The sequence below is a fragment of the Agrobacterium sp. 22-223-1 genome (genome assembly GCF_053522385.1).
In genome coordinates this window covers 558602-584391 of record NZ_JBNWCN010000001.1, presented here as the reverse complement: position 1 = coordinate 584391, position 25790 = coordinate 558602, and the positions used below count along the sequence as shown (strand labels likewise).

The following is a 25790-nucleotide window of genomic DNA, read 5'->3' as shown; positions in this document are numbered from 1 at the left end:
TCCTTCCTGATTTCGCTGTGACGGTGCCTGAGCAGCCTTCAAGCGAGACAATTTTTGGTTTGATGGTGCCGCACGCTGGCGAAAAGCTTTCTCGCCGCGACGGTGCTTCCTTTGAAAATTCTGGAAATCTGAAATATTGAGAAATTTCCTGTTATTGCATTTTGCAACTGACGAGACGGAACGGTAACGTCAGGCAGAATCTCGAGGAATGAAGCATGACCGGTGAAGACAAGAACGGGACGAAAGATGAGGACGGCAATCCGCAGGAGAAGAAGAGACGCAACAGCGTCAACCTGACGGAGCTTGCCTATGAGCGCATCGAGCACCTGATCATTACCTGTGAACTCAAGCCGGGCCGCTTTCTTTCCATTCAAGACCTGCAGAGAGAGACCGGATTGAGCCGCACGCCCGTGCATCAGGCGGTCAGCCGGCTGGCCGCCGATACGCTCGTGATCATTCAGCCCCGTCATGGCCTGCAGATCGCGCCCATCGACCTCGCCCGCGAGCGAATGCTTCTGCGTTTGCGGCGCGACCTCGAGCGTTTCGTCGTGTCGCTGGCAGCCGAGCACTCCACGTCCACGCACCGTTCGCAGATGCTGCACATCACCCGCATTCTGAAAGACCAGCGCGACACGATGGCGATCGGCGATTTCAATATTTTCGACCGCCGCATCGACAAGCTGATCCTGCTGGCGGCGGGAGAGCCGTTCCTCGAGCATACGCTGCGGCCGCTCCACACCCTGTTCCGGCGCATCGGCCTGATCCATCACCGCAATATCGGCGGCGCGGAAAGCCTGGCCGGAAGTATCCAGAGCCATATCGGCATACTCGAGGCAATCGCCAAGCGGAATGTCGCGCTGGCCGTCGAGGCGTCCGACCAGCTGATCGACTATGTCGACCGGATGTTCGATGCCCTCGAGAGGGACATCGATCCATCCATCCTCGATTCCAGCCTGGAATCGCTGATCTCGCTGTGAAGTATCGCCTCTTGCGTCCTGCATGATCCGGCTCCGGTGCTGAAGATTATGCGCGTAGCCGCAGGCCGGTTTCGGCGGAAAACAGAACGGCGTCATCGAGGTTGAACGCCAGCGAAACCGGATCACCGACTTTAAGCCCGGTGTACCCCTGTTCGGTGACCATGACGGCGTCCAGTTCACCTTCTTCGCGATGCGCCGTGCGGGCATTGCTGAGCGTGACCGCGATGACGGATTCGGCGCCGATATGCTCCACCAGCGTCACCGTGCCTTCGACGCTGCCGGGTTGACGTTCGGGCGTCAGCCGGATCGCATTCGGGCGGATGCCGAACAGAACCTTGCCGTCCTCCCTGACCGCTGCCGACAGGCCCTGCGGCAATGCCAGCGCAATGCCACCGACGCTGACGACACCGCTTGCCGCATCGGCTTCGATGAGGTTCATCGGCGGCGTGCCGATAAAGCGCGCGACATAGGTATTGGCCGGATCGCTATAGATTTCGCGGGACGAACCGAATTGCTGAACGACACCGTCGCGCATCAGCGCGATCTTGGTTCCCATCGTCATGGCCTCGACCTGATCGTGGGTCACATAAACGAATGTACCGCCGATATCGGCATGCAGCTTGGAAATTTCCGCCCGCATCGACGTCCTGAGCTTGGCATCCAGATTGGAGAGCGGCTCATCCATCAGGAAGACTTCGGGCTGCCGCACCATCGCCCGGCCTAGCGCGACACGCTGCCGTTGCCCGCCCGACAGGGTGCGCGGAAACCGGTCCAGCATCTCGGTCAGGCCCAGTATCTTCGCATTGCGCTGCACCATTTCCTTCACCTGCGGCGAATTCTCGATCCGCCGCCTGACAAGGCCTCCGATGATTGGCAGGTGATGCCACCAGCGGAACTGTTTCATCACCAGCGGAAACGTCATGTTCCTGCGCACGGTCAGATGCGGATAGAGCGCATAGGACTGGAAAACGAAGGCCATGTCGCGGTCGCTTGGCGGCAGATTGTCGACGCGGCGGCTGCCGATCAGTATTTCTCCGCCGGAAATGCTTTCAAGACCGGCCAGCATGCGCAGAAGCGTCGATTTTCCACAGCCCGAAGGGCCGAGCAGCACCAGAAACTCGCCGTCCGAAACGGCAATATCGATATTGCGGATAACGTCCTTTGCGCCGAAACTCTTGCTGACGCTTTTCAGGGTAATGGATGCCATTTCAAAGATCCTTTATCAGCCCTTGACGCTGCCGGCCGTCATACCGGCCACGACATAACGCTGGACAAGAAGGTAAAACAGGACAGCAGGCAGCGTGTAGATGAAGCCGACGGCCATGACGGAATGCACGGGCGTCGACAATTCGCCGACGAAACCGGCGAGCCCCACCGAGGCGGTGCGCAGACTTTCGCTGCTGATGAGCGTCTGGGCGAAAACATACTCGTTCCAGCCGTTGAAGAATGCGATGACCGAGGCGGCGGCGAGCGTCGGCCCAATCAGCGGCACCACGATCAGAAGCACCACGTCGAGTTTGGAGCACCCCTCCATACGGGCGGCCTCTTCAACCTCGATCGGCACCGCATCGATGGCCCCTTTGAGAATCCAGGCGATGACCGGCACCGTAAAGGCGGTGTTGGCGAGGATCAGGCCGGTCAGAGTATTGAGCAGCCCGAGATCGCCGAAGATGGCGTAGAGCGGCACGACCAGCATGGCTTCGGGCAGCATCTGGGTGGCAAACAGCACGAAGCCGAGAAGAGCGAGACCGGCGAACCGGAAACGGGAGAGCGCATAGGCAGGCAAGATCGCCAGCACAATGCTCAGCACCGTCGTGCCGGAAGCAACGATCACGCTGTTTTTCAGCCATGTCGCAACCGGTATGGTCTTGAACACGTCCTGATAGACATTCAATTCCGAAAACGACGGCAGGAACTGCGGAGTTGCGGCAAAAAGCTCCGAAGACGTGGTGAGCGATGTCACCAACATCCAATAGATCGGGAAGACAGCAACACCGAGAAGGGCAAGGACGCTGATCATGCGCAGGCTGTGCTGCCAGGGAGAGGTTTTCATGCGCGTCTCCCCTGCGCACGTTCGGCACGCTGCGATATCTTGAAGTAGATCATTGTCACGACAAGCGCGATGGCGAGGCCCACCATGCCGATGGAGGCAGCACTGCCGAGCTCGCGATAGACGAAGCCCTGGCGGTAGAGCTCGATCACCAGCGTATTGGTCGCGCCGATCGGACCTCCCTGCGTCATCAGCCAGATCAGATCGAAACGGCGCAGCGACCAGATGGTGACGAAGAGGGCGAGCAACAGCACGGTCGGCTGGATGGTAGGCCATACAGCCGTCTTGAAGACGTTGAACCGGTCGGCTCCATCGATAATCGCAGCTTCGCGCACTTCCGATGGAACGCCCTGCAGAGCCGCCAGAATGACGACCGAAGAAAACGGAAAGATCTGCCAGATGGTCGTGATCATGATGGCAGGCAGGGCAAGCGAGGGATTGTCCAGCCAGTTTTCACTGGAAAACGGCAGGCCCAGCACCCGCAGCGCATAATTGAACACGCCATATTGGGAGTTGAGCATCCAGGTGAAGATCAGTGCAACGGCAACCGGCGGCGCCGCCCATGGCACCGTTACCAGGGCGCGGGCAATGCCGCGTCCGGTAAAGGGGTTGTTGAGAAGCAGCGCCGTACCGAGACCGAAACCGATCGCCAGCACGACGCAGAGGATCGTATAGATCAGCGTGACCCAGAGAACCTGCGCGAAATCGCTGGTTTCGAAGATGTAGAGATAGTTTTCGAAACCGACAAAGAGCTGGTCGTCGGGAGACAGCAGCGAAGTCGATGTGAAGCTGAGCTTCAACTCCTGCAGCAAGGGGTAGATTTGAAACAGCAGAAGATAAAGGGCGACAGGCGCGGCGAACCAATAAGGTGTCCACCGGCTGCCCTCGATCCCGCTGCGTGAGTCGGATGATCGCATCGACATTACTCGCTTTGTGAAAATTGCAGGTAAAGTCTGCGCCGCATCAGCGGCGCAGCACCCGTCGCTCGATCAGCCGCTGCGCGGCATCCATGGCGTCCTTGGGGTTTTCCCCGCCCTGAAGAACCTTCAGCACGCTCTCGAGCACGATCTGCTGGATTTCCGGCGTCTTCGTCTCAAGCCCCATGACCAGTTGCGGGACCGCCGTTTCGACCTGCTTGTCGTATACGGTGAGCCAGGGCTGCGCCGCCAGGTCCTCGGCGGAATATTGCGTCACCGTGCCGACGATGGTTCCCATGGCCTTTTGCAGGCCCTGCTGATTTTCCGGTTCCAGCGCCCATTTCAGGAAGGTGACGGCCGCATCCTTGTGCTTGGTATTGGCGTTGATCGACAGCATGGTCATGATCAGGCCCTGGGCGGGCGTCGGGAAAGGAGAAGGTGCGGCGGCAAAGGGAAGGTTCGGGGAATTCTGGTGGAAGATCGCCGCAACGCCGCCATTGTCGACATTCATGGCAATCTTGCCTTCCCAGAACATGCGCCGGTAGGTGGCGGCATCGGCGCCTTTCGGAATGACATCGAGATCGTAGACCGCCTTATAGGCCTCGATACCCTTGATGACCTCGGGGCTGTTTACCGTCAGATTGCCGGAAGCGTCGCTCCAGCGGCCACCAAATCCGTAGACGAAATTGCAGACGTCCTGCCAGAAACCGGCCCGTTCTGCCATCGTGGCGCGATAGGCGTAACCATATTTGCCGTCACCCGTTGTTTCCTTGGCAACCTTGAGGAAATCCTCAAATGTCGTGGGCGGTGCGCCCTTGACGATATCCTTGTTGTAAAGAAGCCCGTAACCGGTGGAATCGAAGATCACGCCATAACGCTTGCCGTTCACCGCGAGATATTTGTCGGGGCCGATGAATTTATACTGCGACGGATCGATAAGGCCTTCGAGGGAAAGAACGCGCCCCGATGGCACGGCTGCGAAATAGTCGATCTGGTCGAAACGGACCAAATCCGGGCCGCCGCCCCCGCCCATCTGCGTGAAGACGGTGTTGGCGAAGCTGGAGAACGGGATCGCGATCGGCTCGACCTCGATCTTGTCCTGACTTTCATTGAATTTCTGAACCCACGCCTTGGCGCGGTCACCGCGGCCTGCCTCGGAGAACATCGCCGCAGCAAATGTGATCTTCTCTTTCGCCTGCTGCGCAAAGGCCGTGCCCGATAACGCCGAGACCAGCAGCACGGACGCTAGGGCGCCGCGAACAATTCCACGTCTTGAATGCAGATAAGCCATTTGGATCCTCCATCCTTATACATATCCGACGGACTTTTCCTCCACCGCCGGACATGCTTCCTCATCCACGAACTAGAATGTTGTGATATTTCACGAAAGTCAACGCTGTTATTTTGCGTTGTTGCCCGCCAGCAATTCTGAAGTGACGATGGTGACTGAATGGCCTGGTGAAAGCCACGACACGGCGGCTCGCCGAAGCTGCGCCTAAAAAATATGCTTGGAAGCCCATCGACAAGAACACAAATCGGGCACTCTTCTTCGCATTTTGACGAAATTGCGCGTAAAAGCCCGAAATCCAATCTGGCACGCGGTTTGCTTCGTTTATTCCGAGTTGGCCGCTAGGGTTCCGGTGCAGGTTTGCACGATTGGTCCGAGAGCAGCCACTGTGCGAGGAGAAATCTCGCACGGATGCACGGCGGGACAAAAGCCCGGGAGACCTCGTTAGCCAAGGGATTGGCGGCGTTGGTCTATGCCGATCCCTTTTTGAGAACAAGCAAAAGGGGAATACCAATGCAGACTTTCAGAACAATCATTTCCATTTCCGCGCTGGGGGGCCTTCTTGCGCTCCCGCTGGTTTCCACAGCGGATGCTGCGCCCAAAAAGGATTTCAAGGTCGCCTGGTCGATCTATGTCGGCTGGATGCCCTGGGGTTATGCCGCCGACCATGGCATCGTCAAGAAATGGGCCGACAAATACGGCATCAATATCGAGGTCACGCAGTTCAACGACTATGTGGAATCGATGAACCAGTATACGGCGGGCGCCTATGACGCCGTGACGCTGACCAACATGGACGGCCTCTCCATTCCCGCTGCCGGCGGCGTCGATACAACCGCCGTCATCGTCGGCGATTTCTCCAATGGAAACGATGCCGTCATCCTCAAGGACAAAAAAGACCTTGCCGAGATCAAGAGCCAGAACATCAATCTCGTGGAGTTCTCCGTGTCGCATTATCTGCTTGCACGGGCGCTCGAAACCATCGGCTCATCCGAACGCGATGTGAAAGTCGTCAATACGTCCGACGCGGACATGGTCGCCGCTTATCAGACACCGGAGGTTTCCGCTGTCGTGACGTGGAATCCGCTGGTTTCGACCATTCTCCAGAATTCCTCGGCCAACAAGGTTTTCGACAGTTCCAAAGTCCCCGGCGAGATCATCGATCTGATGGTCGCCCATACCGATGTGCTGAAGGATAATCCCGATTTCGGCAAGGCGCTCGCGGGCATCTGGTACGATACGATGAAGGTGATGACCGCCGAGAGCGCGGAAGGCAAGGCGGCGCGCGAGGCGATGGGCAAGGCATCCGGCACGGATCTTGCCGGTTTCGAAGCCCAGATGGCGGCCACCAAGCTGTTCGACAAGCCGGCGGACGCGGTCGCCTTCACGGCTTCGCCGGACCTGCCGAAGACCATGGACCGGGTGCGGCACTTCCTGTTCGACAAGGGCCTGCTTGGCAACGGCGCGTCATCGGCGGACGCAATCGGCATCGCGTTTCCGGATGGGGCCGTCCGCGGCGACACGTCCAACGTCAAGTTCCGCTTCACGACGGACTACATGGCCGAAGCGGCCAAGGGAATGCTCTGAGGACCAGCCGCACCGCGCCCCGGCGCGGTCTTCCACCCTGCCATCACCCCGGAGTTTCCCATGCGCTGGATCAATTCGCGTCCTTCGAACGGCGCCCGTCTTGGACTTGCCGTCCTGCCCTTTGCGGCCGTGCTGATCGCTTACACGGTCGGCTCGGCGGCACGGCTTGCCGAAAACGCCAATGACAAGCTTCTGCCGGGCTTTGCCGGCCTTGCCGACGCCATCAACCGGCTGGCCGTCATCCCCGATGCCCGCACGGGTGACATTCTTCTATGGACGGATACGGCCGCAAGCCTCGTCCGCCTGTTTTCGGGACTGGGGATAGCGACCGCGATGGCGTTGGCCATCGGCATGCTGATCGGCATGCTGCCTTACGCACGATCGCTGCTTTCGCCCTTCGTCGGCGCCATTTCCATGGTGCCGCCGCTGGCGCTTTTGCCCATCCTTTTCATCCTGCTCGGCCTTGGCGAAATTTCCAAGATCGCACTCATCATCATCGGTGTGGCGCCCGTGATGATCCGCGATCTGGCGCTCAGGGCCATCGAACTGCCGCGCGAGCAGATCATCAAGGCCGAGACGCTCGGGGCAAACTCATGGCAGATCGCGCTGCGCGTAGTGCTGCCGCAGGTCCTGCCGCGGCTCATCACCTGTCTGCGTCTCCAGCTCGGACCGGCCTGGCTTTTCCTGATCGCGGCGGAAGCGATTTCGTCCGATGCGGGGCTCGGTTATCGCATCTTCCTCGTTCGTCGCTATCTCGCGATGGATGTGATTTTTCCCTATGTCATCTGGATCACGCTTATCGCCGTGCTGACCGACTGGCTGCTGGACCGGCTGCGCCTCGCCGTCTTTCCCTGGTCGGCAACGGAGAACAAGGCATGAGCACGCTCACCATCGACAATGTCTGGAAGGAATATGGCGACCAGATCGTGCTCGAGAATGTTTCGCTCGAGATCGAATCCCGCGCATTTGTCGCGCTTGTCGGTCCGTCCGGCTGCGGCAAGACCACCTTCCTGCGCATGATCCTCGGCCAGGAGCGGCCGAGCCGCGGCACGATCCTTCTCGACGGCAAACCGCTGCCCGACGAACCGGGACCGGACCGCGGCGTCGTGTTTCAGAAATATTCGGTGTTTCCGCACCTGACCGTGCTCGGTAACGTCCTGATCGGCAAGGAACTTGCCGCCTCGCCCGTCAGCGGCAGGTTGTTCGGCGCCGCCCGCCGGGCCGCGATCGACGAGGCCCGCACCATGATCGCCGATGTCGGCCTTTCAGGGTCTGAAGACAAATATCCTGCCCAGCTTTCCGGCGGCATGCAGCAGCGCCTGGCGCTTGCCCAGACGCTGCTGATGCGGCCGAAAATCCTGCTGCTCGACGAGCCCTTCGGCGCACTTGATCCCGGCATTCGCGCCGAAATCCATCAGCTGATGAAACGGCTGTGGAACGAAGCGCAGATGACGGTGGTGATGGTGACGCACGACATGCGCGAGGCCTTCACGCTTGCCACCCGCGTCATCGCTTTCGAGCGCCCACGCGACCGCCCGGAGGAAAAACTGCGCTATGGCGCAACGGTCACCCGCGACATTTCGATCTGGCCGCCGCGCCGGGCCGGCGGCGTCGCCGCCTGAAACGATATGCATCAGGGCCAAGCCCTGATGTCGACTGCGCAGTTGCGGATAGAGGGGCGGCTCAACACCCCTGCCGGAATTGCTTCCGACGGCCCGCCGGGACGACCCGGCAAACAAGGGCAGACACCGGGACGACCCGAACTCAACCGCCATGGAGCACCTTATGCACCAAAGACGTTCGCCCGAAGAAATCGCCGCCAACCGCGCCCGTTATGAAGATCACCAGAAAAAGGGGCTGGAATTCGCGCCCAAGGCGCTGCCCGGCTTCAGCCTCCTGCCCGAACCCACGCTCGACGAAACGAAAATCCTTCACCGCGAAATCATTCCCGGCGGCTGGTACTGGACGACCAGGCTGCGCAGGGAAGAGGTGCTGCGCATCAGCCTCAGCCACGGCTTCTCTTCGATTGCGCTCATCGCCTGGAATGCCGCCGATACCTCGGAACGCATCAATCTGCCCGACACGATCAAGGTGCAGTGGACGACGGGGCTTTCCAAAGGTCGCGTCATCTTTTCCGACATGGGGCGTGTGATGTTTTCGATTACCGAGGACAGTTCCGGCGCGCATGATTGCCTTGTCGGCGGCTCGAACGCGCAGAGCAACGCCCGTTATGAGGGCGAACATCTGCGCGACACACGCGATAACTTCATCAAGCTGGCGATGAAGCTCGGCCTCGAGCGCCGTGACATTCCCGCCGCGCTGACGCTTTTCGCGCCCGTGCGTGTTGATGCCGAAGGCCGGTTTTTCTGGAACCCGGCCCTCCTCAATGGCGGGGATTATGTGGAACTGCGTGCGGAAATGGACATGCTGGTCGGTTTTTCCAATTGCCCGCATCCGCTCGATCCCAACCCGGCCTATGCGCCGAACCCGGTGACGGTCACCCGCCTTGCGGCCGCTCCGGTTGCCGCCGACGACCTGTGCCGGACCGCCACCGCCGAGGCCGTGCGCGGTTTCGAGAACAACGCGCTTTCCAACCTTTGAGCCGGGAGAAATGAACATGACCGATTTCATTGAAACCGTTTCGTTGCGCACATCTGAAAATGCAGCGCAAAACCACTACGTCCCGGCTGAAAAACCCTTCTCCACCTTCATCCGCAAGGGCGCCACGGTTCGTATCGAAGACACCTACGGCCAGCAGGCCATCGATACGCTGTTTTACAACGCTGGGGACTTTTCCGAACGCTACTCCAGTCAGGATACGGTGCGGGCGCAGGGCGCGGCCTATATTTCGACCGGCACGAAAATCATGTCGAGCGAGGGCCGAGTGATGCTGACCGTGACCGCCGACAGCTGCGGCCGTCACGACACCTCCGCCGGCGCCTGCTCCTGCGAAAGCAACACGGTGCGTTTCGGCCATGGAACGAAATATCTCCATGCCTGCCGGGACAATTTCGTCGCCGAGGTCGCCAGATACGGCATGGGCAAACGCGATGTCGTTTCCAATATCAACCTTTTCATGAATGTGCCCATCTCGCCCAATGGCGGCATGACCATCGTGGACGGCATTTCCTCGCCCGGCGACTACGTCGAACTGGTGGCCGAGATGGATGTGCTGCTGGTCATTTCCAACTGCCCGCAGATCAACAATCCCTGCAATGGTTTCGATCCGACGCCGATCCGGGTGCTCGTTTGGAACGGGGAGGATTGAGCCGATGTTCAAGAAAGTTCTCATCGCCAATCGTGGCGAAATCGCTGTCCGCATCATCAGGACGCTCCGGGACATGGGTATTGCCTCTGTGGCGGTCTATTCCGATGCCGACCGCTTCGCCAGGGCGGCATTGACGGCCGACGAAGCGATACGCCTCGGGCCCGCGCCCTCCGCAGAAAGTTATCTCGATGTCGAAGCGGTGATTGCCGCCTGCAAAAAGACGGGGGCGGAAGCAGTCCATCCCGGTTATGGCTTTCTTTCCGAAAATATCGGCTTTGCCGAAAGGCTGGCGGCCGAAGGCATCGTCTTCATCGGCCCGACACCGGAAAACATCGCCGATTTCGGCCTGAAGCACACCGCCCGGGAACTGGCGCAGAAAAGCGGTGTGCCGCTGCTTCCGGGTTCCGGGCTGCTTGGCTCGGTCAAAGACGCGCTCGCCGCCGCGGAAGCCGTCGGTTATCCGGTCATGCTGAAATCCACCGCCGGCGGCGGCGGCATCGGCATGCAGCTCTGCGCCGACGATGCCGCGCTGAAAGCGGCCTTCGAGAGCGTGCAGCGCACGGCGAAAGCGAGCTTTGGCGACGCCCGCGTCTATCTGGAACGGTTCGTGGCGAAGGCTCGCCATGTCGAAGTGCAGATATTCGGCGACGGCAAGGGACGGGTGATCGCACTTGGCGAACGCGACTGCTCGCTTCAGCGCCGCAACCAGAAGGTCATCGAGGAGACACCCGCCCCCGGGCTTTCCGATGAGGTTCGGGCGCGCCTGCACGCGGCCGCCGTCTCGCTGGGAAAACAGGTGAATTATCGCTCCGCCGGCACGGTCGAGTTCATTTACGATCCGGCCCGCGAGGAATTCTATTTCCTGGAGGTCAATACGAGGCTGCAGGTGGAGCACCCGGTGACCGAAGCCGTCTTCGGCATCGATCTGGTGGAATGGATGATCCGTCAGGCCGCCGGCGACGATGTCCTGACCGGCGCAGAGGAGCTGATACCCAAGGGGGCGGCCATCGAGGCGCGTGTCTATGCGGAAATGCCGCATGCCGATTTTCGCCCGAGCGCCGGTCTTCTGACCGAGGTGGTTTTTCCCGAAGATGTCCGGGTCGACGGCTGGATAGAGACCGGCACGGAGGTAACGCCTTCTTACGATCCCATGCTGGCCAAGATCATCGTCACGGGGGCGGATCGCAACGCGGCGATCGCCAGTCTCGACGACGCCCTGTCGCACACCGCGATTTCAGGCATCGAGACCAACCTCGACTATCTCAGGGCGATTGCCGGCTCCAGCCTTTTCCGGACCGGCAATGTCGCGACCACGGCGCTGAAGGATTTTCCCTTCGTGCCAGATGTCGTCGAGGTCATTGCACCGGGAGCGCAATCGAGCCTTCAGGAACTGCCCGGCCGTCTCGGCCTGTGGCATGTCGGGGTGCCGCCGAGCGGACCGATGGACGAACGTTCCTTCCGTCATGCGAACCGGCTGGTCGGCAATCACGACCACACCGCGGCTCTGGAAATCACCGTTTCCGGTCCCGTGCTCAAGTTCTTTGCGGATGTGACGGTGGCGCTTGCCGGCGCGGAAATGCCGATGAAGTGCGACGGCGAACCCGTTCCGCATAACACCCCGATCACGGTCAAGGCCGGGCAGACGCTTACCATCGGCCAGATCGGCGGGGCGGGGCAGCGGGCCTATCTGGCGGTGGCCGGCGGTTTTGACGCGCCGGTCGTGCTCGGCTCGCGCGCCACATTCGGGCTTGGTCAGTTCGGCGGCAACGCCACCGGCACCTTGCGCGCCGGCCACGTTCTTCGCCTCGCCCGCGTCCCCCAGGCCGATGCGAAAGCCGCCTCCGAACCTGCCGACCTGACCCGCGAATGGTCGGTGGGCGTGCTCTACGGGCCCCATGGCGCGCCGGATTTTTTCCTTGAGGACGATATCGAGACCCTGTTTGCGACCGAATATGAGGTGCATTTCAATTCCGCCCGCACGGGTGTACGCCTCATCGGCCCCGCGCCGAAATGGGCGCGCGAGGACGGCGGGGAAGCCGGACTTCACCCCTCGAACCTCCATGACAATGCCTATGCCATCGGCGCCATCGATTTTACGGGCGACATGCCGATCATTCTCGGGCCGGATGGCCCGTCCCTCGGCGGCTTCGTTTGCCCGGCGGTGATCGCCGCGGATGAGCAATGGAAGATGGGACAGTTCAAACCGGGCGACAAAATCCGCTTTCATCCGGTTGCGCGGGCGAAAGATCCCATTGCCGGTCCCATCGTCAAACGCATTGGCGACAATGCCGGCTCTCCCATTCTCGGCCGTCGCGATGACGGCGAGGTTCCGGTCGTTTATCGCCGGCAGGGCGATGACAACCTGCTGGTCGAATATGGGCCGATGCAACTCGATATCAGCCTGCGCCTGCGCAGCCATCTTTTAATGCAGGCGGTGCGGGAAGCCGGCGTTCCCGGCCTGATAGACCTGACCCCCGGCATCCGCTCGCTGCAAATTCACTACGATGGATCGCATGTGACGCGTGGCCGGTTGCTCGGCCTTCTTTCCGAAATCGAAAGCGGCATGCCTTCCGTTCACTCGGTGAAGGTGCCGAGCCGCACCGTCTGGCTGCCGCTGTCGTGGGACGATCCGGATGCGGCGCTGGCGATGCGTAAATATCAGGAGCTGGTGCGCCCCAATGCGCCCTGGTGCCCCTCGAACATTGAATTCATCCGCCGCATCAACGGTCTGGATGACGAACAGGCGGTAAAAGACAAAATCTTCGACGCCTCCTATCTCGTCATGGGGCTTGGCGATGTCTATCTCGGCGCCCCGGTTGCCACGCCTCTCGACCCGCGCCATCGCCTCGTCACGACGAAATATAATCCGGCGCGCACCTGGACGCCGGAAAACGCCGTCGGCATCGGCGGCGCTTATATGTGCATCTACGGCATGGAGGGACCGGGCGGTTATCAGCTCTTCGGGCGCACCATCCAGATGTGGAATACGTGGCGGCAAACCCCGGTCTTCGGCAAGGACAAACCCTGGCTGCTCGATTTCTTCGATCAGGTCCGTTTCTTTCCCGTCAGCCACGGCGAATTGACCGAAGCCCGCGCCGCCTTTCCCCATGGGGGTTATCCCGTCCGTATCGAAGAGGGCGAGTTTTCCTATGCGGATTACGAGGCGGAGCTTCAGAAGAATGCCGCCGCAATCGGCGCATTCAAGGCGGGCCAGCAGGCCGCCTTCGAGGCGGAACGCCAACGCTGGAAGGATGAGGGGCTCGATAGTTTCGTTGTCGATGAAGGCGTCGGCCCCGGCCTCGGGGGCGATATTCCCGACGGCTGCTTCGGCATTGAAAGTGCCGTGCCGGGCAATGTCTGGAAGGTGCTGGTGGAAAAAGGGCAGAAGGTGGCGGCAGGAGAAACGCTCGCCATCATCGAATCCATGAAGATGGAAATCACAGTCAACGCGCACGCCGCGGGCAAGGTGCGCGATCTCCGCGCCGGGCCGGGCCGCAATGTCAGGGCCGGCGACGTGCTGGTCGTTCTGGAGGCCATGTAATGTTGCCGATCATTCTCGATATCGCGTCGCTGAAAGATGCCTATGCAAAGGGGCTGAGCCCGCTCGATCTCGTCGAGGAGATAATTCTTCGCATCGAGGCGTCGGACGATCCGGCGATCTTCATAACGAAGACGCCGGACGAGGATCTGCGCGCCGCCGCCCGCGACCTGCTGGCCCGCGCGCCCGGAGCCAACAGCCTGCCGCTGTGGGGTGTGCCTTTTGCCGTCAAGGACAATATCGACGTGGCCGACCTGCCGACGACGGCCGCCTGCCCTGCCTTTGCCTACCGGCCACAACAGGATGCAACCGTCATCGCCCGGCTGAAGGCCGCAGGCGCAATCGTCATCGGCAAGACCAATCTCGACCAGTTCGCCACCGGGCTGAACGGCACACGCTCGCCGCACGGCGCACCGCGATCGGTGTTCGACAGGGCCTATGTGTCGGGAGGCTCGTCCTCCGGCTCCGCCGTGGCGGTGTCGTCCGGCCTTGCCAGTTTCGCGCTCGGCACGGATACGGCCGGTTCCGGCCGCGTGCCCGCGGCCTTCAACAATATTGTCGGCATCAAACCAACACCCGGACTGGTGCCGAATGTCGGCGTCGTACCCGCATGCCGCTCGGTGGACGTCGTGACCGTTTTTTCCGCCACGGTGGGCGACGGTGCGGCTGTGCGCAGGGTCATGGAGGGTTATGATCCCGGCGATCCCTTCTCGCGCAGGGCAAAGCCGGCCGCCCTGCCGGCTGCCGGGCTGCGCATTGGTGTGCTTGAGCGTGGGGAACGGGAATTTTTCGGCAATGCCGCTTTCGAGGCGCTTTATGACGCGGCTATCGAAAAAGCGAAAATGCTCGGCGCAGACATCGTCCCCTTCGACTATGCGCCGTTCCGTCAGGCCGCTGAGCTGCTCTATAACGGCCCGTGGGTGGCCGAGCGTCTGGCGGCGGTGAAGCATTTCCTGGCGACCAATGCCGGCGATTTCGATCCCGCCGTAAGGGCAATCATCGAGGGGGCAAGGCGATACGATGCCGTCGACGCCTTCGAGGGACTATACGGGCTCGAGGCGCTTCGCCAGAAGACATCGGCGGAATGGGCGAAAGCCGACGTGTTGATGTTGCCGACATCGCCCACCACCTACACGGTGGAGGAGATGCGCGCAGATCCGATCGCGAAGAACGGCCATTTCGGACGATATACCAATTTCGCCAATCTGTTCGGTTATGCGGCCATCGCTGTTCCCGCGGGCTTCGATGCCGCGGATCATTTGCCGGCGGGTGTCACCCTGTTCGGCCCGGCCTTTTCCGACGATGCGCTGGCGCCATTTGCCGATATGCTGCACCGCGCATTGCAGCCGGGCATGGGCAGGGACCGCAGGGCTGCCCTGCCGGAAGCTTCGAAAGTGGCGGATACCGATGACGGGCTGGTGCCGATTGTCGTTGTCGGCGCCCATCTCACCGGCATGCCGCTCAATCACGAACTCACAGGCCCCGGCGGCCGGCTGATGAAATCCTGCCGCACGGCCGGCGACTACCGGCTGTTCGTCTTGCCGAATACCGTTCCACCGAAACCCGGCCTGCTGCGGGAGCCCGGCTTCGAAGGCGCGGGGCTGGAGGTGGAGGTCTGGAGGGTGACGCCCGAAGCCTTCGGACGTTTCGTGCAGAACATTCCCGCTCCCCTTGGCATCGGCAAGGTGACGCTGGACGACGGATCACAAATCTCCGGCTTCCTGTGCGAACCCTATGCGCTCAAGGGTGCTGTGGAAGTGACAGGCCTTGGAGGGTGGCGCGCCTATATCCGGTCGATCAAACAAGAAGAAAGGAAAAGCCATGCGTGACATTTTCTCAAAATATATGGGCATCCTCCGGCGAGCAACGGTGATGCTTTTGACTGCACGAGCCGGAATGTATTGGGGCCGAGGACGTCGAAACGGCTAAGTCCGGTTTCATCGCAATCGCCGTTCCGGGCATCGGAGACGCCAGATCGAACAGGCGATATTATCTTCGCCTGTTCGACCCTGAACGCTCCTTGCCCTGGCAAACCGGGAGGCGGACTTTTTCAGATTATAAATTATGTTGCATGTTCCACATTTTTAGTGTTGGATTTCCACATTAACGAAGCTTGGAATCACGCATATGTTGTATGATGATCAATTCCTGACGCGTCTGGCTGACGGGGTCGCCAGCCTTATACCGAGTTGGGATATTGATCCCGATGCGCGGGTCGAGCTGCTGACCATATCGGAAAACGCAACATTCCGGGTCACCGATCCGGCGGGACGTCATGTGATCGTGCGGGTCCATCGGCCCGACTATCACAGCGAGGCGGAGATCCTTTCCGAACTCGCCTGGACCGAGGCCCTGCGCAGCGACGGGGTGGTGAAGACGCCGAAAGTCATGGCGTCCCGTAACGGCAGGCTTCTGCAATCTTTTTCCGACGGCGAGACCCGTCGTTTTGCCGTCGCCTTCGATTTCATGTCCGGCAGGGAACCGGATGCGGAAACCGATCTCGTGAAATGGTATGGCGTGCTGGGCGGGATAAATGCCCGCCTCCACGACCATAGCCGCCGCTGGAAAAGGCCCGAAGGTTTCGTTCGAAAATTGTGGGACTTCGAACATATTATCGGCCCATCCGCCTGGTGGGGGGACTGGCGCGCAGCCCTCGGCCTGACGGCGGATGGCAGCGCGACACTTGAACGGACCTATCTCGAACTGGAAAGGGGCACGGCGGCCTTTGGCTACGGTGTCGATCGTTTCGGCCTCGTTCATTGCGACATGCGGGCAGCGAACCTGCTCGTCGAAGGGGAAAGGCTCGGCGTCATCGATTTCGACGATTGCGGACTTTCGTGGTTCGCCTACGACTTCGCCGCAGCCATCAGCTTCATGGAGCACGAGCCTTACATTCCCGAACTGATGGATGCCTGGCTGGAGGGTTATCGCCAAGTCGCACCGCTGGCTGCGGAACAGGTGGCGGCCTTACCCATGTTCATCATGCTGAGGCGCATGCAACTGACGGCGTGGATCGCCTCACATTCGGAAACGCCGACGGCGCAATCGCTGGGCGCCGCCTATACGGATGGCACCGTTGCGCTCGCCGACCGTTATCTCGCATCGCTGTGAAAGGATCCCCATGACCGCCGCTCCCTTCAAAGAAATCCTGGCGCTGAACAGGTTCGACGCCGGCCGCATGGATGGCTTTCCTGAAGATCTTTCCGAACGGGTCCGACGCCGCTCCGCCACATTCGGCGCATCTTCCGTGCTGTTCTACGAACAGCCTATCGAGATGGTGCGGGCGGAAGGCACCTATATGTATGATGCCAGCGGACGTAGATATCTCGATGTCTACAACAATGTTCCTTCGGTCGGGCATTGTCATCCGCGCGTCGTCGCCGCCATTGCCGAACAGGCGGCCAGGATCAATATTCACACCCGTTATCTTACCCGTATTGTCGAGACCTATTCGGAGCGGCTGCTTGCGACCTATCCCGAGGATCTTTCCAATCTGGTGATGACCTGCACCGGATCGGAAAGCAACGATCTCGCCCTGCGTATCGCACGCATCGGCTCAGGCGCCGAAGGCTTCATCGTCACCGAGACCGCCTATCATGGCAACACGGCGCTGGTGACGGAAATCTCGCCTTCAGCGTTGAGGAAACGCCAGCCCGCGCCTTTCGTGCGCACCGTTCCGGCCCCATCGGGCGGGGACCCGTCCACGGTCGCAGCGACCTTTGCGGCAAATGTCGAAGCAGCCATCGCCGACCTGAAGAAAGCGGGTTACGGTGTGGCGGCGCTGATCGTCGACTCCATCTTCTCGAGCGACGGCATCTATGCAGATCCGGCCGGTTTTCTGAAACCCGCCGTGGAGGCGGTGCGCAATGCCGGCGGGCTGTTCATCGCCGACGAGGTTCAGCCCGGTTTCGGCCGCACCGGTTTCGGGCTCTGGGGGTTCCTGCGCCACGGCATAACCCCTGATATCGTCACCATGGGCAAACCCATGGGCAATGGTTTCCCGATGGGCGGCGTCGTCACTCGCCCTGATCTGCTCCAACGCTTTTGCGAGGAGACCGGTTACTTCAATACATTCGGGGGCAATCCTGTTGCCGCCGCAGCGGGTCTTGCGGTTCTCGACGTGATCGCGGATGAGGGACTGATGGGCAATGCCGATAGTGTCGGTTCGTATTTCGCCGGCAGTCTCGGCGACCTCAAGTCCCGCCATGCGGCAATCGGCGATATACGGGGCGCCGGGCTGTTCATCGGCCTCGATTTTGTCAGCAACGATAATGGCGAGCCAGATACGGCGCTTGCCATCCACGTCATCAACGAAATGAAGAAAAGGGGCATCCTGATCGGCGCGGCCGGCAAGCACGGCGCAACGCTGAAAATCCGCCCGCCGCTCTGCTTCTCGAAAGCAGATGCCGATTATTTTTCAGAGGTATTGTCAGAGATTCTCGGCAACCGCTGAACGTGCCGTGATGGGATCGACAGGAAAACCCCGCAAAGGTTTTGCGGGGTTTTCGTTTTTACATGGCTGCCAGAGCGCCGGGCGATTCCGGCAGGATCTGGCCCCCGTCGACGGTGATCGTTTGGCCGGTAATATAGGCCGCCTCCTGAGAGGCGAAGAATAGCGCCGCATTGGCGATATCGGCCGCCGTGCCCAGCCGCTTCAAAGGGATCGAGCTTTCCATCGAGGCGATATAATCCGCGCCCATGCCCTCCAGCCCTTCGGTGAAGATGTTGCCGGGAAGGACGGCGTTGACCGTGATGCCTTTCGGCGCGAGTTCGATGGCGGCGGTGCGCATGAAACCAAGCTGGCCGGCCTTCGAGGCGCCGTAATGCGACCAGCCGGGATAACCCGTAACCGGCCCGGTGATTGATGAGGTGATGACGATCCGGCCTTCTCCCTTCCTTGTCATTTCCGGCAGCACCGCCGAGACCGAAAGGAACGTACTCTTCAGATTGGTGGAAATGACGTGATCGAAATCGGCAGGCGTCATCTCTCCAAGCTTTGCGGCTGGAAAAATACCGGCATTGGCGCAAAGAATATCGACGCCGCCAAAGCGCTCGACCGCCGCCCGCACCATCGCCTCGGCCCCTTCCGGCGTCGACACATCCGCGGCGAAACCGGCGCAGTTCGGACCGATTTCCGCAGCCACCCCGTCTGCATCCGCCTGGCTGCGCGAGACGACCAGCACATTGAGCCCGGCTTCACCGAAACGTCTGGCAATTCCCTTGCCGATGCCGCGGCTGGCGCCGGTGACAATAACGGTTTTGCCCTGTAGAGACTTCAACATTTTTATGTACCTTCCTGTGGCAGTTGCCAATATTTGCAGCATTTGCCTTTGCGACAATGCCGCGTTTGCACAAAACCTCGTCAGTCAATTCAAACCCCCGGAAATTCCCTGAAAAACATGGCTTTTATGTCCCTGTCATTCTCGGATACCCGGCACATATCCGCCTATTCTCATGAGCGCCACATCTTCGAAAACAAAATGAAGGAAAAAATAAATGTTGTAAATAACACATTTTTACGACACACTTCCAACATCAAAAGTTGGTGCCGACAGCGCAATAAAAGGGGAAGCGAAATGGAACTGACGAGACGCAATTTCATGCAGGCCATGGGTGCGGCGACATTGACCGCCCCCTTCGCGAACGCCGGCAGCGCTTTCGCCGCCACGCGGGACAAGGAACTCAATATCCTGTGTTGGGAGGGGTACAATTCCGCCCAGGTGCTCGACCCCTACCGTTCGGCCAAGGGCGCGACGGTCAAGGCGGAGTCGCTGACCAACGATCCGACGATGATCAACCGGCTTCGCGCCGGCGAAACCAGAATCTGGGACCTCATCAACGTCAACAATCCCTGGGCGCGCAAGGTCATGGCGCCGGCCGGCCTGATCAAGCCTTTGCCAAAAGCGGAATTCGAGCCGTTTTTCGATGAGATGCTGCCGCAATTCAAGGCGCCATATCCCTGGGCGATGAGCGAGGACGGCAAGGAACTGCTGGGCATGGCGCAACGCTTCGGGCCCTATTCCTTCGTCGTCAACACCGACAAGATCAGCCGCGTCACGGCGGAGGAACAGGGCTGGAACCTGTTCAATGACGAAGGCCTTGCCGGCAGTTACGGCATTCTCGAATCCGACGACTGGAACGTGTTCGGCATCTTCATGGTCGCCGGCATCAATCCGTTCAAGACCCACACCGAAGAGGAAATGAAACTGTTCGCGCAAACGGCGGAGAAGGTGTTCAAGGGTGCGAAAATGGTCGGAGACGGTGCGGCATTGAACCAGGCGCTGGTTTCCGGCGAGATCGACCTGCACCTGACGGGCGGCACCTATTCCGTTTCGCCGGCCCGGGCCGATGGCTATCTCAACCTGCGCGCCGTCACGCCGCTGAAGGGGCCGATCGAGGGCAAGGGCGGCATCGCCTGGATCGAGATCACCTCGATCGTCAACAATCCCGACATTTCACCGCTCGCCAGCGATTTTCTGAAATATGTGCAGCACCCGGAAGTGGCACATGCGGTCGCCTTTGCCGAGGGTACGTTCAACCCGGTCTCGCAGATGGGCAACAAGAAGTGCTTCGACCTTTTCACCAAGGATGAGCTGGAAGCCATCCAGTGGGACAGCCTGGAAGAGGAAATGGCCAGGTCGGTCGAATACGACATCGTACCGGATTACGACAAGGCGCTGGAACTGATGACCGCGGCCAAGCGCCTGCGCGGCTGACTGGATATTTGAATTCTCAATGAAACAGGAAAGCGTGTTTTCCAGAGCGGAAGGCGCGCCTCCGTCCGGAGTATGGACATGGCTTTCGCATTGACCTCCCCCGACATTCCGTCCTTCGATACGGCAGCGAAATCGCGACCGGTGCTGCAGCTCGTCGGCGTTCGCAAGGTTTTTGGCGATTTCGCTGCCGTGGATGGCATCGACGTCGATTTTAAGGAAGGCGAATTCGTCTCCATCGTCGGCCCGTCCGGATCCGGCAAGACGACGCTTCTGCGAATGCTGGCCGGTATGGAGCGGCCAAGTGAGGGTTACATCACGCTGCGCGGCAACCTCATCAACGACGTGCCGGCGGACAGACGTCCGACGTGCCTCGTCTTCCAGTCTCTGGCGCTTTTCCCGCACAAGACGGTGGGGGAAAATATCGAGTTTTCGCTCAAGGTGCGCAAGATGCCCGCCGCCGAGCGCAAGACCCGTGCGCTGGCGCTGATGCGCATGGTGCGGCTGCCGGAAAATTACTATGGCAAGAACGTCATGCGCTGTTCGGGCGGTGAAAAGCAGCGCGTGGCTCTCGCGCGCGCCTTCGCCTATGATCCCGATGTTCTGTTTTTCGACGAGCCGCTGTCGGCCCTCGATTACAAGCTGAAAAAGGCGCTGGAAAAAGAACTCAAGGACCTGCATCGCGTCAGCGGCAAAACTTTCGTCTATATTACCCATTCGCTGGAAGAAGCGATGGTGATGTCCGACCGCGTCGGCGTGATGAACCGCGGCAAGCTGGTGCAGATCGGCGCGCCGGAGGAAATCTACACCCGCCCCGCCAACCGTTTCGTGGCGGAATTCTTCGGCGAGGTGAACAGTTTCGACATCACCCGCACCGCGACCGGCTGGATGACCGCCGGCGGCAAGGTGCTGGCCGTATCCGGCATTCCCGAGGGTGTGGCCGAAAAGGCAACCGTCATCGTGCGGCCGGAAACCATGCGCTTCGTGTCGCCCGGCGCCTCGGCCGACAACACCATTGCCGGCACCATTTACAATGAATATTCGCTGGGTTCGCGCATCCAATATCAGATCCATGCCGGCGAGCACATCTACCTGGTCGAGGCGGCACGCGGCGCAGCGGTTGCGGCTGGCGACAGGGTGACGATCGGCTGGGATGCGGCAGATGCGATCGTGGTGGGAGGCTGACCATGGCCATCGCAGTTGGACAAGGCAGCAGCAATCTTGCGGAAACGCCGGCGCAACGTATCAAGGTGGAGCCGGGCCTTCTGGCCGCCGCTCCGGTGCTCGCCTTGCTTTGCCTCGGTTTTCTTGCGCCGCTTCTGGCCGTTGCTGCCTATGCCTTTGCCACACCGAAGAGCTTCGATGCCTTCCGCTCCTTCACCCTTGAAAATTTCACCACGATCTTCAATCCGGCCAACACCGTCTGGATTTCGTTCGCGTGGTCGCTGGCCTATGCCCTGGCCACCGTCATCGGGCTTGCCATCGTCGCTTATCCCATCGCCTATGGTCTCAACCGCCTGTTCGGCAAATGGGCGGGTCTCGTTTCCGTGCTTTTCGTCTTCCCGCTCTTCGTGTCGGAAAATGTGCGGCTCTATGGCTGGGTGCTGTTCTTCATCAAGAATGGCGTTTTCGACGGGCTGATGAAATATCTTGGCTTTTCCGGCGGCCCGGAACTGCTCTACACGCAGGGCGCCATCCTGTTCGGCATGCTCTATGTCTACCTGCCCTTCATGCTCTTTCCCATGACACTGGGCATCGCCATGGTGCCGAAAGATCTGGTCGATGCCGCCCGCGATCTCGGCGCGCGCCGTTTCATGATCTGGCGCGAGGTCGAGCTGCCGCTCGCCATGCCCGGCATATTGATCGGCATGCTGTTGACCTTCGTGCTGGGCGCGGGTGCGGTGGCGGAATCGAAAATCCTCGGCGGGCAATCCGTCATCACCATCGCCCAGGATATCGAGGTGGCCTTCACCTATGCGCAGAACTGGCCGCTCGGGTCGGCGCTCGCTCTCATCCTCGTCGTCATCGTCAGCGGCCTGTCGCTTTTCGTGCTGTCGAAGCTCGATCTCGACCGCATTCTCGGCCGGAGGTAACCCATGGAAACCCGTGCGCAAATCCAAACCGGTCTGGCTATTCGCCTCTGGACGGCCTTTGTTCTGATCGTCGTTTATCTGCCGATACTCTGCGGCGCACTCGCAGGCTTGGCCAAGGGACGATATTTTGTTTTCCCGGTGAAAATATTCTCCGGCGAGTGGTGGGGAAAAACTCTCGATTCTCTCGAAATACAGACACTGGTTTCGAACTCGCTGCTGATCGCAACCATCGTCACCTTCGTTTCGATCGTTTTCGCCTTTTTCGGCGCGCTCGCCTTTGCCCGCTACGACTGGAAAGGCCGCAAACTCTACCAGAAGGTCATTCTCCTGCCCGTATTCTTTCCGCAGCCGGTATTGGGTCTGGCGCTGCTCCTGTGGTTCAACGCGCTCGGCGTCAATCCGAGCTGGATCACCGCCGTCATTGCCCATCTGGTCTGGATTGTGCCGGTGGTAACGCTGGTCATCGCCATTCAGGTCTATGGTTTCGACACGACGCTGGAGGAAGCCGCCCGCGACCTCGGCGCCTCCCGCTGGTTCATTCTGCGTGAGGTGACGTTACCGATCCTCTGGCCCGGCATATGGTCCGGCGCGCTCTTCGCCTTCCTGCTCTCGTGGGGCAATTTTCCGCTGTCGCTCTATACGGCCGGCGTCGATTCCACCGTTCCGAAATGGCTCTATTCCAAGATGGTTGCCGGTTACACGCCGATGGTGCCGGCGCTCGGCACGATGAGCACGCTTTCGGCGGCGGCGCTCCTGATCGGTGGCGGGCTGATCGGCACTCTCTTGCGACGCAGGCGCATGGCGGCCTGAATCAAAAGCGGCTACGGCTGAAACAGCCTGCGCTCCGCTGCCGGACTTGCAGGCCACCCGCTATGCTGCCAAAAAGCAGTTGAGCAAAGCGGGATGAGACGAGGCATAGATGAAGAAACCGAAATCGACGCGGCAGAACAGGATTCTCAGCGAACTCGACCAGTCGCCCAGCCTGCGCGTCGCCGAACTTGCCCAGATGCTGGCGGTTTCAACCGAAACCATCCGTCGCGATCTCGACGAGATGACCGATCAGGGCCTGCTGAACCGCACCTATGGCGGGGCGGTGCGCTCCCTCGGCACCGAACCCTCCGTCACGGAACGACATGCACTGTTTGTTTCCGAGCGTGAACGCATTGCCCGCGCCGCCGTGCCGCTGCTCAAGGACGCACGGGTGCTGATGATCGGCTCGGGAGCGACCACCGTTCATGTCGCCCGGCGTATTGCCACGGAAATGAAGAACATCACCGTCATTACCCATGCCTTTGGTGTTGCCACGGTCCTCGCCATCAATCCCACCATCGACGTCGTGATGCTGCCGGGCAAATATCATCCGACAGAAGGCGCCACCATCGGCGCGCATGCGGTATCGTATCTTCAGGAATTCAATGCCGATTTCGCGATACTGGGCGCCTCCGGCCTCGGCCCCGACGGTCCCACCGACGCGCTTCTTGAATGCGGGTTGGTTTACCGGACCATGCTTTCGCGGTCGGCACGCTCGATGGTGGTCGCCGACCATTCCAAACACGACAGGATATTTCCCGCACGCTACGCGGAATGGCGGGACATCGACATCGTGGTCACCGACGGAACGGTCTCGACGTCGCTTGCCGAACGGTTCAGGGAATTTGCCGTCCAGCAGGTGGAATGCTGAAGGCCCAGGCGCGATTATCTCCCGTCTTCGGATAGATGATCGGGAAAAGCACCGCCTCAGCTTGAAGGGCTGAAGCGGCACGGGACTAAAAAAGCAGCGACCGGGCGCTTATTCGAGGCTCTTGATCGGGTCTTTCGGTGCCGGATCGAAACCCACGAGTTCCACGGTCAGCTTCGCATAGGTGCCGTCGGCCACGATGTCGGCGAGCGCCTTGTTTACCGCCTTCACCAGCTCGGGCTTGCCCTTCTTGATGGCGAAACCTTTCTGGACGTGGCTGACGAAATCCGGCGTCATTTCGAGGGGAAGGCCGGAGTTCTTGATCGCCCATGCACCGGCGATCGCATCGGTAATGGTCGCGTCGATATTGCCGTTGACGAGGTCCTGCATCGCGTCCGATTCAGCCTTGTATCCTTTGACGACCGCACCCTTTTCCTCGGCGATTTTTGCGAAGGTGGAAGAGACGAGCGCACCGACGGTCTTGCCCTTGAGATCAGCGGCACTTTTGATGGCCGAGCCTTTCTGGACGACGATGCGACCGCCCGATTCCAGCCAGCCATTGGCAAAGGTAACGCGCTTCTGCCGCTCTTCGGTTATATCCATCGAAGCGCTGATGATATCGTACTGATCCGCCTGAAGACCGACCAGCAGGGAGTCCCATTTGATCAGAACCGGCGTGTAGGTAAGGTCGAGGCGCTTTGCCACTTCCTTCATCACGCGGATTTCCAGACCGTCGAGCGTTCCATCCGGGGCACGCATGCTGAAGGGCGAAAAGGTCCCTTCCGTTGCAACCTGCAGCTTCCCGGGCTCCAGCAATTCAAGCTCTGCGGCAAAGACCGGAGCATTGGTGATGGTCGCAGCGAGTGCGGCGACGGCAAATGCGATAGATTTGAATTTCATGACTCGTTCCCTTATTGATTTTTTGCATTTTCCTGTTCGTCAGGCGGCATTGGCGTCACCCGCAGTCGATCCTGCGGATCGCTCCGCCGGATATTTCAGGCATCGCTGAGAACCGTCGGGGCCTCAGCTTGAAAGGGCATAACGGCGTTCCAGCAAGGCTGCGAGCTGTGTCAGCACCGTCGTAAGCAGGAGATAGATGACGGCCACGGCGATGTAGAACTCGAAAGGCCTGAATGTTGCGGCAATCAGCGTCTGGGCATAAAGCGTCAGTTCCACGACGGTGATCGTCGACAGCAGCGATGTATTCTTCAACGTCGAAATGGCTTCATTCGTGACCGAAGGCAGGATGATGCGGAATACCTGCGGCAGGATAATGCTGCACATGGTTTCGGCCGGGCTGAACCCCAGCGCCAGAGCCGATTCCGTCTGCCCGCGCGGGATGGCGGACAGGCCTCCCCGGATGATTTCCGCGACATAGGCGCCGCTATTGACGCCGAGCGCCAGCACGCCGGCAGTGAAGGGCGAGAGCTTCACGCCGAATTGCGGCAGGCCGAAATAGATGATGAAGACCTGGATCAGGGTTGGCGTGCCGCGAACGAACCAGACATAGAAGGCGGAGGCGGCACGCACCGCGCGCCAGGGCGAACGATGGCTGAGCGCCGCAAGCAGGCCGCAGCCCCAGCTGACGATAATGGTCAGGATCGTCAGCCAGAACACCGTCCAGGCAGCCAGCAGAAAGCCCGGACCGTAAAGCTGCACTTCGTCGATAAAATTCGCCATC

22 protein-coding genes and 1 riboswitch are annotated in these 25790 nt (G+C 60.3%); of the genes, 15 read left to right on the top strand and 7 right to left on the bottom strand.

Annotated features, from left to right (window positions below; all coding sequences use genetic code 11):
* Positions 1-215: 215 nt before the first annotated feature.
* Complete coding sequence (locus tag ACQZ60_RS02895; RefSeq protein ID WP_035263179.1) at positions 216-977, top strand: GntR family transcriptional regulator; 762 nt, start codon at positions 216-218, stop codon at positions 975-977.
* A gap of 46 nt (positions 978-1023) precedes the next feature.
* Here ACQZ60_RS02895 and ACQZ60_RS02890 read toward each other — a convergent pair whose 3' ends face one another.
* From ACQZ60_RS02890 to ACQZ60_RS02875, 4 genes are read right to left on the bottom strand one after another with little or no spacing between them, the layout of a single operon-like run.
* Entirely contained in the window at positions 1024-2184 is a 1161-nt protein-coding gene (locus tag ACQZ60_RS02890; protein WP_035263177.1) for an ABC transporter ATP-binding protein, read from the bottom strand.
* Between the two features lie 15 nt (positions 2185-2199).
* Positions 2200-3030: a carbohydrate ABC transporter permease gene (locus ACQZ60_RS02885; protein ID WP_004432685.1), complete on the bottom strand. Its 831-nt coding sequence runs from the start codon at positions 3028-3030 to the stop codon at positions 2200-2202.
* Positions 3027-3944, bottom strand: coding sequence for a carbohydrate ABC transporter permease (locus ACQZ60_RS02880; RefSeq protein ID WP_059760857.1), 918 nt, complete (start codon positions 3942-3944; stop codon positions 3027-3029). The genes ACQZ60_RS02885 and ACQZ60_RS02880 overlap by 4 nt, the downstream gene beginning before the upstream one ends.
* Before the next feature lie 46 nt (positions 3945-3990).
* Entirely contained in the window at positions 3991-5235 is a 1245-nt protein-coding gene (locus ACQZ60_RS02875) for an ABC transporter substrate-binding protein (RefSeq protein ID WP_035263175.1), read from the bottom strand.
* A gap of 327 nt (positions 5236-5562) precedes the next feature.
* Positions 5563-5672: riboswitch (guanidine-I (ykkC/yxkD leader) on the top strand.
* 73 nt (positions 5673-5745) lie between these two features.
* Between ACQZ60_RS02875 and ACQZ60_RS02870 the strand changes: the two genes are divergently transcribed.
* The 9 genes from ACQZ60_RS02870 to ACQZ60_RS02830 all read left to right on the top strand — a co-directional run bounded on the left by ACQZ60_RS02870 (position 5746) and on the right by ACQZ60_RS02830 (position 18078).
* Positions 5746-6819 carry a putative urea ABC transporter substrate-binding protein gene (locus tag ACQZ60_RS02870; RefSeq protein ID WP_448734722.1) on the top strand — a complete coding sequence of 358 codons (1074 nt, stop codon included), beginning with the start codon at positions 5746-5748 and terminating at the stop codon, positions 6817-6819.
* A 60-nt stretch (positions 6820-6879) separates the two neighbouring features.
* Positions 6880-7698 carry an ABC transporter permease gene (locus ACQZ60_RS02865; RefSeq protein ID WP_448734721.1) on the top strand — a complete coding sequence of 273 codons (819 nt, stop codon included), beginning with the start codon at positions 6880-6882 and terminating at the stop codon, positions 7696-7698.
* Positions 7695-8441, top strand: a complete 747-nt coding sequence (locus ACQZ60_RS02860) for an ABC transporter ATP-binding protein (protein ID WP_004432675.1) — start codon at positions 7695-7697, stop codon at positions 8439-8441. Before ACQZ60_RS02865 ends, ACQZ60_RS02860 begins: the two co-directional genes overlap by 4 nt.
* Before the next feature lie 163 nt (positions 8442-8604).
* Positions 8605-9420, top strand: a complete 816-nt coding sequence (locus tag ACQZ60_RS02855; protein ID WP_448734720.1) for an urea amidolyase associated protein UAAP1 — start codon at positions 8605-8607, stop codon at positions 9418-9420.
* A 16-nt stretch (positions 9421-9436) separates the two neighbouring features.
* Entirely contained in the window at positions 9437-10087 is a 651-nt protein-coding gene (locus ACQZ60_RS02850; RefSeq protein ID WP_448734719.1) for an urea amidolyase associated protein UAAP2, read from the top strand.
* A gap of 4 nt (positions 10088-10091) precedes the next feature.
* Entirely contained in the window at positions 10092-13628 is a 3537-nt protein-coding gene (uca, locus tag ACQZ60_RS02845; protein WP_448734718.1) for an urea carboxylase, read from the top strand.
* Positions 13628-15454, top strand: a complete 1827-nt coding sequence (atzF, locus tag ACQZ60_RS02840; RefSeq protein ID WP_448734717.1) for an allophanate hydrolase — start codon at positions 13628-13630, stop codon at positions 15452-15454. Before uca ends, atzF begins: the two co-directional genes overlap by 1 nt.
* A gap of 298 nt (positions 15455-15752) precedes the next feature.
* Entirely contained in the window at positions 15753-16736 is a 984-nt protein-coding gene (locus ACQZ60_RS02835; protein ID WP_035260131.1) for a phosphotransferase enzyme family protein, read from the top strand.
* 10 nt (positions 16737-16746) lie between these two features.
* A complete protein-coding gene (locus ACQZ60_RS02830) occupies positions 16747-18078 on the top strand; it encodes an aspartate aminotransferase family protein (protein ID WP_448734716.1) in 1332 nt (443 codons plus the stop codon).
* Between the two features lie 58 nt (positions 18079-18136).
* On the opposite strand, the gene fabG is transcribed toward ACQZ60_RS02830, so the two are convergent.
* Entirely contained in the window at positions 18137-18907 is a 771-nt protein-coding gene (gene fabG, locus ACQZ60_RS02825) for a 3-oxoacyl-ACP reductase FabG (protein ID WP_035260135.1), read from the bottom strand.
* 294 nt (positions 18908-19201) lie between these two features.
* Between fabG and ACQZ60_RS02820 the strand changes: the two genes are divergently transcribed.
* The 5 genes from ACQZ60_RS02820 (at position 19202) to ACQZ60_RS02800 (ending at position 24112) form a co-directional block, all read left to right on the top strand.
* On the top strand, positions 19202-20341 hold the full coding sequence (locus ACQZ60_RS02820; RefSeq protein ID WP_082707599.1) for an ABC transporter substrate-binding protein: 1140 nt from the start codon (positions 19202-19204) through the stop codon (positions 20339-20341).
* Positions 20342-20419: 78 nt separating this feature from the next.
* A complete protein-coding gene (locus ACQZ60_RS02815; protein WP_035260864.1) occupies positions 20420-21523 on the top strand; it encodes an ABC transporter ATP-binding protein in 1104 nt (367 codons plus the stop codon).
* Positions 21524-21525: 2 nt separating this feature from the next.
* Positions 21526-22431 carry an ABC transporter permease gene (locus ACQZ60_RS02810; RefSeq protein ID WP_051671855.1) on the top strand — a complete coding sequence of 302 codons (906 nt, stop codon included), beginning with the start codon at positions 21526-21528 and terminating at the stop codon, positions 22429-22431.
* A 3-nt stretch (positions 22432-22434) separates the two neighbouring features.
* Positions 22435-23241, top strand: a complete 807-nt coding sequence (locus tag ACQZ60_RS02805) for an ABC transporter permease (RefSeq protein WP_035260858.1) — start codon at positions 22435-22437, stop codon at positions 23239-23241.
* Between the two features lie 109 nt (positions 23242-23350).
* Positions 23351-24112, top strand: coding sequence for a DeoR/GlpR family DNA-binding transcription regulator (locus ACQZ60_RS02800; protein ID WP_035260856.1), 762 nt, complete (start codon positions 23351-23353; stop codon positions 24110-24112).
* A 108-nt stretch (positions 24113-24220) separates the two neighbouring features.
* Here ACQZ60_RS02800 and ACQZ60_RS02795 read toward each other — a convergent pair whose 3' ends face one another.
* On the bottom strand, positions 24221-25009 hold the full coding sequence (locus tag ACQZ60_RS02795; protein WP_035260854.1) for a transporter substrate-binding domain-containing protein: 789 nt from the start codon (positions 25007-25009) through the stop codon (positions 24221-24223).
* A gap of 123 nt (positions 25010-25132) precedes the next feature.
* Positions 25133-25789, bottom strand: a complete 657-nt coding sequence (locus tag ACQZ60_RS02790) for an amino acid ABC transporter permease (protein WP_035260852.1) — start codon at positions 25787-25789, stop codon at positions 25133-25135.
* Position 25790: the final 1 nt, after the last annotated feature.

Coding starts and splice junctions, on each gene's coding strand:
- ACQZ60_RS02795 (WP_035260854.1), bottom strand. CDS start 25,009: ATGAAATTCAAATCTATCGCATTTGCCGTCGCCGCACTCGCTGCGACC.
- ACQZ60_RS02805 (WP_035260858.1), top strand. CDS start 22,435: ATGGAAACCCGTGCGCAAATCCAAACCGGTCTGGCTATTCGCCTCTGG.
- ACQZ60_RS02880 (WP_059760857.1), bottom strand. CDS start 3,944: ATGCGATCATCCGACTCACGCAGCGGGATCGAGGGCAGCCGGTGGACA.
- ACQZ60_RS02800 (WP_035260856.1), top strand. CDS start 23,351: ATGAAGAAACCGAAATCGACGCGGCAGAACAGGATTCTCAGCGAACTC.
- uca (WP_448734718.1), top strand. CDS start 10,092: ATGTTCAAGAAAGTTCTCATCGCCAATCGTGGCGAAATCGCTGTCCGC.
- ACQZ60_RS02830 (WP_448734716.1), top strand. CDS start 16,747: ATGACCGCCGCTCCCTTCAAAGAAATCCTGGCGCTGAACAGGTTCGAC.
- ACQZ60_RS02850 (WP_448734719.1), top strand. CDS start 9,437: ATGACCGATTTCATTGAAACCGTTTCGTTGCGCACATCTGAAAATGCA.
- ACQZ60_RS02815 (WP_035260864.1), top strand. CDS start 20,420: ATGGCTTTCGCATTGACCTCCCCCGACATTCCGTCCTTCGATACGGCA.
- ACQZ60_RS02870 (WP_448734722.1), top strand. CDS start 5,746: ATGCAGACTTTCAGAACAATCATTTCCATTTCCGCGCTGGGGGGCCTT.
- ACQZ60_RS02860 (WP_004432675.1), top strand. CDS start 7,695: ATGAGCACGCTCACCATCGACAATGTCTGGAAGGAATATGGCGACCAG.
- ACQZ60_RS02820 (WP_082707599.1), top strand. CDS start 19,202: ATGGAACTGACGAGACGCAATTTCATGCAGGCCATGGGTGCGGCGACA.
- ACQZ60_RS02790 (WP_035260852.1), bottom strand. CDS start 25,789: ATGGCGAATTTTATCGACGAAGTGCAGCTTTACGGTCCGGGCTTTCTG.
- atzF (WP_448734717.1), top strand. CDS start 13,628: ATGTTGCCGATCATTCTCGATATCGCGTCGCTGAAAGATGCCTATGCA.
- ACQZ60_RS02885 (WP_004432685.1), bottom strand. CDS start 3,030: ATGAAAACCTCTCCCTGGCAGCACAGCCTGCGCATGATCAGCGTCCTT.
- ACQZ60_RS02835 (WP_035260131.1), top strand. CDS start 15,753: ATGTTGTATGATGATCAATTCCTGACGCGTCTGGCTGACGGGGTCGCC.
- ACQZ60_RS02865 (WP_448734721.1), top strand. CDS start 6,880: ATGCGCTGGATCAATTCGCGTCCTTCGAACGGCGCCCGTCTTGGACTT.
- ACQZ60_RS02890 (WP_035263177.1), bottom strand. CDS start 2,184: ATGGCATCCATTACCCTGAAAAGCGTCAGCAAGAGTTTCGGCGCAAAG.
- ACQZ60_RS02855 (WP_448734720.1), top strand. CDS start 8,605: ATGCACCAAAGACGTTCGCCCGAAGAAATCGCCGCCAACCGCGCCCGT.
- ACQZ60_RS02895 (WP_035263179.1), top strand. CDS start 216: ATGACCGGTGAAGACAAGAACGGGACGAAAGATGAGGACGGCAATCCG.
- ACQZ60_RS02875 (WP_035263175.1), bottom strand. CDS start 5,235: ATGGCTTATCTGCATTCAAGACGTGGAATTGTTCGCGGCGCCCTAGCG.
- fabG (WP_035260135.1), bottom strand. CDS start 18,907: ATGTTGAAGTCTCTACAGGGCAAAACCGTTATTGTCACCGGCGCCAGC.
- ACQZ60_RS02810 (WP_051671855.1), top strand. CDS start 21,526: ATGGCCATCGCAGTTGGACAAGGCAGCAGCAATCTTGCGGAAACGCCG.